The organism is Hypericibacter sp., assembly GCF_050729195.1.
In the GTDB taxonomy this organism is placed as follows: Bacteria; Pseudomonadota; Alphaproteobacteria; order Dongiales; family Dongiaceae; genus Hypericibacter.
This window is the reverse complement of the sequence record NZ_JBOHKS010000050.1, coordinates 1-8,929: the sequence shown is the minus strand read 5'-3', so window position 1 is coordinate 8,929 and position 8,929 is coordinate 1. Positions and strand designations below refer to the sequence as shown.

Here is an 8,929-nt window from a genome sequence, read left to right as displayed (position 1 = left end):
CCATACCACATGTTGAAGGTCATGACCCGGAGGTCGATGCCGGGCTCCTCCGCCCGTGCCGATCCGAGACCCGTCACCACGCCCGCCACCAGCGCCAGGGCTGCCAGCCACCGCCGCAAGCCGCTCATCTTCCCCTCCCCAGGATCGCCGTCCCCGTCCGGTCCCGACCCCGATCCTGCACCTATCGGGTAAGTCCCGGAACCGGCTGGATTTCCGGGGAGCAGCTTGACACGGCCTCCCCACTCGAGTAAATGAATATTCATTCAGTATCGTTACTGTATTGAAACCGCAACAGAACTTGAAGGATTTCGGTCCCATGGCCGCAGCGCTGAGAGCGATCCGGACGGTGCCCCAGGGCGGCGCCGCCACCCGCGCTTCGATCCTCGAGGCGACCATCGGAGTGATCGCGCGCCAGAGCCTGTCGGGCACCACGGTCGAGCGCGTGGCGCTCGCGGCCAAGGTGGCGCCGGGCACCGTGATCCTTCACTTCAAGCGCAAGGAGGCGCTGCTGGTCGAGGTGCTCGACCATCTGACGAGCGAGTTCGAGCGGGCGCGCGCGAGCGCCCTCCAGGACTCCGCGGCCGACCCGGTCGAAGCGCTGAAGCGCCTGATCGCCACCATGTTCGATCCGGCGGTCTCGGCGCCCGACAAAGTCTCGGTCTGGTACGCCTTCTGGGGCGAGGCCGGATCGCGCAGCACCTATCTCGAGCGCGTCGGCGCCATCGACAACCGCTACCACGACGACATGGTGCGGATCATCGCCGGGCTGATCGCGCGCGGCGGCCATCGCCATCTCGACGCCGAGGCGGTCGCCACCGGCTTCATCGGCGTCCTCGAATATCTCTGGCAGGAGATCATGGTCGAAGGCGCTGCCTTCGACCGAGCCTTAGCTCAGCGCACGGCTCTCAACTATCTCGCGGGAATGTTCCCGGAGGCTTTTGCTCTCAATTCTTGAGTTTGGATACCGCCATGACCCCGATCGATATGAAGCGACAGGAGACCGCCATGAACGAACAGACCCCGATTGCGCTGACCGAGGTCGATTCGATGACGCGCGGCCTGCCGGCCTGGACCTATTTCAACCAGGAGCTGACCGAGCTCGAATATCAGCGCGTGATCCTGCCGTCCTGGCAGTTCGTCTGCCATGTGAACCAGCTGAAGCAGCCGGGCGATTTCGCGACGCTCGACCTGATGCGCGATTCCGTGCTGGTCACGCGCGGCAAGGATGGCGAGATCCGCGCCTTCATGAATGTCTGCCGTCATCGCGGCTCGAAGCTGCTGGATGGCGCCGGCAGCTGCAAGGGCCGCATCCGCTGTCCCTATCACGGCTGGTCCTATTCGCTCGACGGCCGTCTCGCGGCGGTGCCGTCCGAGCAGACCTTCCCCGGCATGAAGAAGGCCGAGTTCGGCCTGAAGCCGGTCGAGATGGAAGTCATCCTCGGCCTCGTCTTCGTGCGGCTCGTTCCGGGCGGCCCCAGCCTTGCCGAGATGTTCAAGGACTTCATCGAGATGGCGCGGCCCTACCGGCTCGAGGAGATGGAGCCGGTCGATCAGCCCTGGATCGAGACCTGGAACTGCAACTGGAAGGTCGCGGTCGACAATAATCTCGAGAACTATCATGTGCCGGTCGGCCATCCGGGCTATCACCGCATGCTCGACAACGATCTCCTCGGCGAGATCAACAGCCATGGCGTCGCCGTCAGCGAGAGCGTGCTGAAGGATCGTCCCTCGCCGGTCTGGACCGAGCGGCTCTATCAGAAGATGGCGCCACAGTTCCTGACGGATCTGCCGGAAAAGAACCGCCGCACCTGGCTGTTCTTCTCGATGGTGCCGAATATCGGCATCGACATCTATCCGGACAGCATGGATGTGTTCCAGATCCTGCCCAAGTCGGCCGAGACCTGCGTGATGCGCTATCCGGTCTTCTGCCGGCCCGACGATCGCCGCGAGGCGAAGGTGCTGCGCTATCTCAATGCGCGGATCAACCGGCAGGTCGGCTATGAGGACCAGGAGCTGAGCGAGCGCGTGCAGTCGGGCCTGCGGTCGAACGGCTATCAGCCGGGGCCGCTGTCCGATTATGAGCATGCGATCGTGGATTTTCACGACCGGCTGCGCGCGGCCTGCCCGGTCGTGACGCTGACCCAGGCCCCGGCCCATGGCAGCCTCTCCGCCGTCAATGCGGCGATGCTGACGGACACCGGCTCCGGAGACGCGGCCGCGGCCTGACGCCCGTCTACCTATTCTATCCCCTCCCCCGGAACGGGGGAGGGCTAGGGAGGGGGATGACGCGGTAGCCAATGACGCGTGTTCCCTCTCCCTAGCCCTCGCCCGCGAAGCGGGAGAGGGGACAACAAATTGCCGCGTTGCCAGCGGCGCGCCCCTCCTTCCGGCACCTCACGCAAGCCCCGCCCGATCTGATAGTCTCGCCCGCACGCCGATACGCCCTGCGCCTGCTCTGGCGCGTCATCACTGGAATCGGCGGCTCGGGGGAGCCTCGGACTTGCCGCCTTTGCGCGATCGCCGATCGCTGATGGCTATCGCTTCGCTCTTCGCGGGCGTGTTCATCTTTTCGTTCCAGGATGTGGTGATCAAGACCGTGGCCGGCAGCTATCCGGTCCATGAGGTCATCACCATCCGCTGCCTTATCAGCATCCCGATCCTGCTGGCGATGCTCCATTGGCATGGCGGCATCCGCGCGCTCATTTCGCGGCGCATGGGCTGGCTCGCTTTGCGCGGCGGCGCGCTGATGATCTCCTATACCGCCTACTACCTGGCCTTTCCGGTCCTGCCTCTGGCCAGCATCGTCGCGCTCTATTTCACCGTTCCGCTCTTCATCACCGCGCTCGCAGGCCCCTTCCTCGGCGAGAAGATCGGCCTCAATCGCTGGATCGCCACCATCGTCGGCTTCGCCGGCGTGGTCGTCATGATGCGGCCCGCCAGCGGCCTGTTCGAATGGGCGGCGCTGCTACCGGTGGCGTCGGCCTTCTGCTATGGCGCGGCGGCGCTGATGGCGCGGCGGTTGGGGGCGACCGACAGCGCGCCGGTCATGGCCTTCTATCAGAACATGCTGTTCCTGACGGGCGCCCTCACCATGGCGGCGCTGTTCGGCCAGGGCGGCTATGAGGGCGACAACACCGGCAGCCTCGGTTTCCTGCTGCGCGCCTGGACGATGCCGAGCACGACCGACCTGCTGCTGATGGCGGCCACCGGCCCCATCGCCGCGGTCGGCACGGTGCTGCTGACCCAGGCCTATCGCATGGCCGAGGCCAATCTGGTCGCTTCCTTCGAATATACCGGCCTGATCTGGGCCAGCCTCTGGGGCTTCACCTTCTGGGGCGAGGTTCCCGGCTTCGCGACGCTGGCAGGTGCCGCTCTCATCGTCGGCGCCGGGCTCTATATGTTGACCCGCGCGCGCGGCGGCCAGACGCCGGCGGCCGAGGGCGAGGTCGGCGGCGAGCGGATCTGAACCCTCGACAAAGCCGCGGCTCTGGTCCATTTCAACGGAAGTTGCGCCCGCTTCGTCGATGAACAGGTGCCGATGCCCGAGCCGCAACAGCCCGTCATCGATTTTCTCGCCGATCCGTCGAGCCACGGCCTGCCGGCCGGCACGCCGGTCGAGCGCATCGATACCCATGGCGCATCGGTGTTCCTGGCGGGCGAGCGGGCCTTCAAGCTCAAGCGCGCGATTCGTTTCGCCTATCTCGATTTCTCGACCCTGGCTTTGCGCGAGCGCGCCTGCCGCACCGAGCTCGCTGTCAATCGCCGCACCGCGCCCGAGATCTATCTGGGGCTCCACAAGATCACGCGCGGGTCCGACGGCCGGCTCGGTTTCGATGGCGAGGGCGACGTCGTCGATTGGGTGATCGAGATGCGGCGCTTCGATCAGAGCCTGCTGTTCGATCGCATGGCGGGCGAAGGCCGGCTGACGCCGTCGCTGATGCAGGATCTGACCGATATCGTCTGGGATTTCCACCAGTCGCTGGCGCCGGTGACGACGGCCGACGGCGCCGCGCGCTTCTCTCGCGTCATGGCTGGCAATCTGGGCGAGCTGCAGCGGGCCGCTGTCGAAGGCGTTCTGGCGCCGGCAACCATCGAGAAGGTGAGCCGGCGAAGCGACGAGGCCCTGCAGGCCGCCGCCAACCTGCTGGACCGGCGCGCGGCGCAAGGGTTCGTCCGCCGCGGCCATGGCGACCTTCACCTACGGAATATCTGTCTTTGGCAGGGCCGCCCGACCTTGTTCGATGCGATCGAGTTCTCCGAAGAGCTCGCCACCATCGACCGGCTCTATGATCTGGCCTTCCTGCTGATGGATCTCGAGCATCGCGGCCTGCGCGATCTCTCGATCCGCGTCTTCAACCGCTATTTCGACCGCGGCGAAACCGAAGAGGGCGCCGCTGCCCTGCCGCTCTTCATGGCGGTGCGCGCCGTCATCCGCGCCCATGTCGCAGCCTCGACCGCGCGGCGCCAGGGCCAGGGCGATCACAGCGAGGCCTCGCGCGATCAATCGCGCCGCTATCTGGAACTGGCGCTGCGGCTGCTGGCGCCGACGAAGCCGGTGCTGATTGCGATCGGCGGGCTCTCCGGCACCGGCAAATCGACGCTCGCCTATCGGCTGGCGCCGAGCTTGGGCAATGCAGCCGGCGCCCGGGTCTTGCGCAGCGATGTGGTCCGCAAACGGCTGGCGGGCCTGGCGCCCGAAGCGCGCCTGCCGGATGACGCCTACGGGCCCGAGAAGACCCTGGCCGTCTATGAGAATCTCGGCGAAGCGGCCGCGGCGGCGCTGCGCGCAGGTGGCATCGTCATTGCGGACGCGGTCTTTGCAAGACCCGACGAGCGCGCGGCGATCGAAGCCGTGGCGGCGAAGGCAGGCGTCGGATTCGCCGGTTTCTGGCTCGAGGCCGCTTTGCCCATCCTCGAGGCGCGGGTGGCCGGGCGCCGGGGGGATGCGTCGGATGCGACGGTCGCCGTGGTCCGCCGGCAGCAGGATTACGAGACCGGCCCGATGAGCTGGATGCGGGTCGATGCCGGCGGTCCCCTGGACGCAACGGCCAACCGGCTCCGCGCAGCCTTGCCGGATCGCTCGCTCTCCTGACGGGCTGGATCAGGGTCGGACTTCTGTGCCATGACAGGCGGAGGCGGACCCCCGGGGATAGAGGCCCGCCAAAGCAGGAGACTTTCGCGATGCTGTTCTGGCTGCCGCAGGTGTTGACGCCATCCGAGCGCGAGCAGGTCGTGTCCGTCCTGCGAAGCGGGCAGTTCCAGGACGGCAAGGCTTCCGCCGGCAATTTGGGGCGCAACCAGAAGGCCAATGAGGAGCTGGATTTCCGCTTTCCCGCCAAGGCCGAGCTCGACCGGCTGGTGATGGCGGCCCTGGCGCGCAATCAGACGCTCGATGCCGCCGCCCGGCCCAAGACGATCACCCGCCCGGTCTATAGCCGCTATGGCGTGGGCATGCATTACGGCATGCATATGGACAATGCGGTGATGGGCCGGCAGGACCGCTTGCGCATCGATCTCTCGATGACGATCTTCCTGTCCGATCCCGACAGTTACGAGGGCGGCGAGCTCTCGCTCGAGACCGAGTTCGGCGTGAAGACGGCGAAGCTACCGGCGGGCGACGCGGTGCTCTATCCGACCGTCTATTATCACGAGGTCAAGCCGATCCTGAGCGGCGAGAGGCTGGCGGCGGTCCTGTGGATCCAGAGCCTGGTCAAGGATCCGCATCAACGCAACCTGCTCTATGAATTGTCGCAAGCGGCCGACGTCCGCAACCGCGAGGCGCCCGACGCGCCGGAAACCAAGCAGCTCATCAAGGTCCACATGAATCTCTTGCGCATGTGGGCGGAGAACTGAGCGGCGCGCGGGGCTTTCCCGAAGGCAGGCTGTCGCGAATGACGAATCGGAAAACGGCGTGGCGGGACGGGTGCTACTTCGTCCCGCGGTCGCTGCCGGTCGATCGCGACCGCGTGTCGTTGTTCTCGTTGGCCTCGGTGCCGCGATCGAGGCTGTAGATCAACATCCGGCCGGCGGCTGCGGTGTGGGAAACGACCGGCTTCTGGGCGAGTAATTCCTGCATTGTGGCGATGTCGAGTTCGGCGGGCTTATCGCTGCCGCGATCCTGCAGAACGAGAGTGATTTGACGAGCGTGACGCATGATGGACTGGGTCCGAATCCTTAAAGAAACGGGGAAGGCCGCAGGGGATAATCGAATCCCCCTGCTTTGCCAAATAATTAAACGGCATATAGAGAGGCCGCCCGCGATTGGAAGACCAACCGAACGGCTAGCCGAAGCCCCTACGAATTACAAACTATTTTGCGGGATACCGACCGCGCCGTAAAATTCGCCAGCGCCGCAGCGACTTAGACGCAATCCTCGAACCCTTCGACGTTCAGGCTTCCGGCTCCTCCGCATGGCTGTCGCGCGCGCTGCGCGCGCGCGGACGTTTTGCCGCATGAGTTTTGACGCGGCCATCGATGCGGCGGCGAAACTCGGCAAGCCGGCGCAAGGCGGCGTCGAATGCATCATGGATCGCGACATGGGCATCCTCATGCGCGTGATCCATGGGCGGGTTGCGATTGATCGGGAGGCTGCCGCGCGGCAGCTCGAGACGCAGATTGACCGCGTAGAGCTTGCCCTGCTGCCGGCGCCGGTTCGGCGCCGAGATCACCACATGACAGGCGATCAGGCGCTCACGCCCGATCTTCATCAATTTTGAGGCGCGCCGGCGAACTTCGGTTTCGAGCGAGTCCGAGGGCGCGAGATTGCGGAAGCTGATCGTCAGTGACGGCGTTTCTTCCATCGAGATTCTCCCTTCGCGATTGAAACGGCGCGATTGAAACGGCAATGGCGAACGCCGTCATGGCGGCGAGCGCCGGGATCTCGGAATCCGGAAGACAGGCAACGGCATCACCTCCTGGGCCGTTCGCCGGTGATGTCCCCCCTTAAGAATCTGACATGGTGGCGCTGAAGCGGCGCTTCAACGGTTCATTGGACCGGTGTCGGCAATCCGGCCTTTCCCGCGGCTCACAGCAGATGGAAATGCCAGCCTACCGACAATTTCAGGGGACCGCGATAGTCCTCCAGCTCGTTGAATTTCACACTGCTGCTGCCCTTCTGGTCCGCGAAGGAGCTTTTCAGCGGAACCGCCAGATATTTGAGCGCCGGCAGATAATCGGAGTCGCGATAGGGCAGAAACCGGATCTGTGCCTCGCCGGGCCCGTCCTGCGTCACCTGCGGAATGGTCGGGACAAAGAGCGGATGGGTCAGCACCACGCTGATTTTGTCCTGCAGCGTGTCGACCTCGACCGTGGGTGACCCGCCGGCCGTCTGGTCGTCCGGACCGATCTTGCCCGTGGTCTTGCGCTCGCGTGTCGACGTGCAGAGATTGGCGGTCGCACCGCAGATCGGATCGTAGACCACGTCCTTGCGCCATTCCTCGATCTTGTAGGCGGCGGTGAGGGGCTTCGGCGACTGCACGTTCCATTGCTGGAACCGCGGCGGGTTGGCCTGGTTGTAGCTCTGCATGGACTGCCCCACCTGCGCCCCGTCCTTGCTCATCTGCTGCAACTGGGGATCCTGGGCCAATTTCATCGCATAGGCCTCGACTCAAGCCTCGTCGTCGCCGCAAGCCTCCACCGCGGCTTGCATCTGCGCCATCATGTTGGCGTTGTTGGCCATCATCTGCTCGCCCTGCTGGCCCAGTTCCGTCCCCTGCTCGGCCTGCTGAGCCTGAACCTGCGCATCGGTGACGCTGGCCGGCGACAGCGGGCCCGCCACCAGCTCATAGCTCAGCTGCAATTGCCGCAGCACGCGCCATTCGGACGATTCCCCGTCCTGGCCCTTGCTCGAGAACTTGCCTTCGATGGTGATCTCGATATCGAGCACCGCCTTGCGTCCCGCCTCGACGGGTGTCTGTGCAGCCAGTGTCACGCCCGACCATAGCAATCCCGTGGCGACGCAAAGCGTCGCGAAACCCATCCGCAGCATTGGAACTCCCCCGATCCTGATTCCCGTCAACCCTCCCACTCGGCCCCTCATCCCTAGCGCGGCCCTTCGCTGGCCGTCAACGGAATGGGAAGGCAGGCTCAGAGATCGGGGTCGAGGAGTCGGCGCAGCCGGGTGCTGGCAACGAGCGCGAAGCGCAGCAGCAAGGCCTTGCGCCGGCTGGCATTGAGCGAGATCAGGTCGCTGGCGCGCAGGATCTCGGCGCCATAGGCATCGGCCACGATCAACCCGCATTCCGCCGGCAGGATCTCGCGCGGAAAATCCAGCGCCACCGCGAAATAGAAGTAATCGCAGAACTCGCGATACTCGGGCCATTTGTTGTCGGTCAGGAAATCGACCGGCGAGCTCTTGACCTCGACGATGACGGTCTCGCCGCGCTCATTCACGCCGAACACGTCGGCGCGCCGGCCGGTGGCAAGCGAGAATTCGGTCACGGTGCCATAGCCCAGATTCTCGAGGAATCGGCTGACGCCGCGTGCGAGCTTGAGCGCAATTTCGGGATCGGAGAGTGCCATGGCTGCCGGTTGCGGACTCTGCCTGAGGGGTTTCGGGCTTGTCCATGTCCTCGGGCTGTGATTTCCGCGGGCGCGCCTTGCGTGTTGGCAGTCCTGCAAGCCCGCCGCTAGATTGCCGGGGCAGCAGGGGAGGCCGGGCGCAGCTTGGGAGATGGGGAGCCTGAATCGCGAGGCGAAACGGTGACGCCGCCGGCCGATCCTCCGGCGACCGCCAAATCGCGGCCGCGGCGGTCGCTGCTGGGCCGCCTCTGGCGCTGGACCTTGCGGATCGGCGCGGGCTTCTTCGCGCTCTCGATCGTGTTGACCGTCATCTACCAGTCGCTGCCGCCGCCGATCACCATCCTCATGATCGAAGGCCTGATCGACGGACGCGGCCTCCACAAGGACTGGACCTCGATCGATCGCATCT

10 protein-coding genes and 1 pseudogene are annotated in these 8,929 nt (G+C 65.4%); 6 read left to right on the top strand and 5 right to left on the bottom strand.

Features of this window, described 5'->3' with window-relative positions; all coding sequences use genetic code 11:
* The first annotated feature begins 316 nt into the window (after positions 1-316).
* The 5 genes from ACREE8_RS03685 (at position 317) to ACREE8_RS03665 (ending at position 5,853) form a co-directional block, all read left to right on the top strand.
* The gene (locus ACREE8_RS03685) at positions 317-955 is read left to right on the top strand and encodes a TetR/AcrR family transcriptional regulator (protein ID WP_431571625.1); all 639 of its coding nucleotides are present in this window, start codon (positions 317-319) and stop codon (positions 953-955) included.
* Positions 956-1,005: 50 nt separating this feature from the next.
* Positions 1,006-2,226 (top strand): aromatic ring-hydroxylating oxygenase subunit alpha, encoded by a 1,221-nt coding sequence (locus ACREE8_RS03680; RefSeq protein WP_431571624.1) that lies wholly within the window; start codon positions 1,006-1,008, stop codon positions 2,224-2,226.
* Between the two features lie 304 nt (positions 2,227-2,530).
* Positions 2,531-3,466 (top strand): DMT family transporter, encoded by a 936-nt coding sequence (locus ACREE8_RS03675; RefSeq protein WP_431571623.1) that lies wholly within the window; start codon positions 2,531-2,533, stop codon positions 3,464-3,466.
* Between the two features lie 72 nt (positions 3,467-3,538).
* Entirely contained in the window at positions 3,539-5,092 is a 1,554-nt protein-coding gene (locus ACREE8_RS03670) for an AAA family ATPase (protein ID WP_431571622.1), read from the top strand.
* Positions 5,093-5,181: 89 nt separating this feature from the next.
* Positions 5,182-5,853 carry a Fe2+-dependent dioxygenase gene (locus tag ACREE8_RS03665; RefSeq protein ID WP_431571621.1) on the top strand — a complete coding sequence of 224 codons (672 nt, stop codon included), beginning with the start codon at positions 5,182-5,184 and terminating at the stop codon, positions 5,851-5,853.
* A 73-nt stretch (positions 5,854-5,926) separates the two neighbouring features.
* Here ACREE8_RS03665 and ACREE8_RS03660 read toward each other — a convergent pair whose 3' ends face one another.
* The 5 genes from ACREE8_RS03660 to ACREE8_RS03640 form a co-directional block, all read right to left on the bottom strand.
* The gene (locus tag ACREE8_RS03660) at positions 5,927-6,154 is read right to left on the bottom strand and encodes a hypothetical protein (protein WP_431571620.1); all 228 of its coding nucleotides are present in this window, start codon (positions 6,152-6,154) and stop codon (positions 5,927-5,929) included.
* Between the two features lie 235 nt (positions 6,155-6,389).
* Complete coding sequence (locus tag ACREE8_RS03655; RefSeq protein WP_431571619.1) at positions 6,390-6,800, bottom strand: HPF/RaiA family ribosome-associated protein; 411 nt, start codon at positions 6,798-6,800, stop codon at positions 6,390-6,392.
* A gap of 224 nt (positions 6,801-7,024) precedes the next feature.
* Positions 7,025-7,591: a hypothetical protein gene (locus ACREE8_RS03650; RefSeq protein WP_431571618.1), complete on the bottom strand. Its 567-nt coding sequence runs from the start codon at positions 7,589-7,591 to the stop codon at positions 7,025-7,027.
* Positions 7,592-7,606: 15 nt separating this feature from the next.
* On the bottom strand, positions 7,607-7,987 hold the full coding sequence (locus tag ACREE8_RS03645; protein WP_431571617.1) for a hypothetical protein: 381 nt from the start codon (positions 7,985-7,987) through the stop codon (positions 7,607-7,609).
* 98 nt (positions 7,988-8,085) lie between these two features.
* Positions 8,086-8,520, bottom strand: a complete 435-nt coding sequence (locus tag ACREE8_RS03640) for an MmcB family DNA repair protein (protein WP_431571616.1) — start codon at positions 8,518-8,520, stop codon at positions 8,086-8,088.
* Between the two features lie 180 nt (positions 8,521-8,700).
* Here ACREE8_RS03640 and ACREE8_RS03635 point away from each other — a divergent pair.
* Positions 8,701-8,929, top strand: a pseudogene (locus ACREE8_RS03635) (hypothetical protein); the annotation flags it as partial.

Bases quoted from the DNA above. Each gene is read 5' to 3' on its own strand.
- ACREE8_RS03685 (WP_431571625.1), top strand. From the start codon at position 317: ATGGCCGCAGCGCTGAGAGCGATCCGGACGGTGCCCCAGGGCGGCGCC.
- ACREE8_RS03665 (WP_431571621.1), top strand. From the start codon at position 5,182: ATGCTGTTCTGGCTGCCGCAGGTGTTGACGCCATCCGAGCGCGAGCAG.
- ACREE8_RS03655 (WP_431571619.1), bottom strand. From the start codon at position 6,800: ATGGAAGAAACGCCGTCACTGACGATCAGCTTCCGCAATCTCGCGCCC.
- ACREE8_RS03670 (WP_431571622.1), top strand. From the start codon at position 3,539: ATGCCCGAGCCGCAACAGCCCGTCATCGATTTTCTCGCCGATCCGTCG.
- ACREE8_RS03660 (WP_431571620.1), bottom strand. From the start codon at position 6,154: ATGCGTCACGCTCGTCAAATCACTCTCGTTCTGCAGGATCGCGGCAGC.
- ACREE8_RS03675 (WP_431571623.1), top strand. From the start codon at position 2,531: ATGGCTATCGCTTCGCTCTTCGCGGGCGTGTTCATCTTTTCGTTCCAG.
- ACREE8_RS03645 (WP_431571617.1), bottom strand. From the start codon at position 7,987: ATGCTGCGGATGGGTTTCGCGACGCTTTGCGTCGCCACGGGATTGCTA.
- ACREE8_RS03640 (WP_431571616.1), bottom strand. From the start codon at position 8,520: ATGGCACTCTCCGATCCCGAAATTGCGCTCAAGCTCGCACGCGGCGTC.
- ACREE8_RS03680 (WP_431571624.1), top strand. From the start codon at position 1,006: ATGAACGAACAGACCCCGATTGCGCTGACCGAGGTCGATTCGATGACG.
- ACREE8_RS03650 (WP_431571618.1), bottom strand. From the start codon at position 7,591: ATGAAATTGGCCCAGGATCCCCAGTTGCAGCAGATGAGCAAGGACGGG.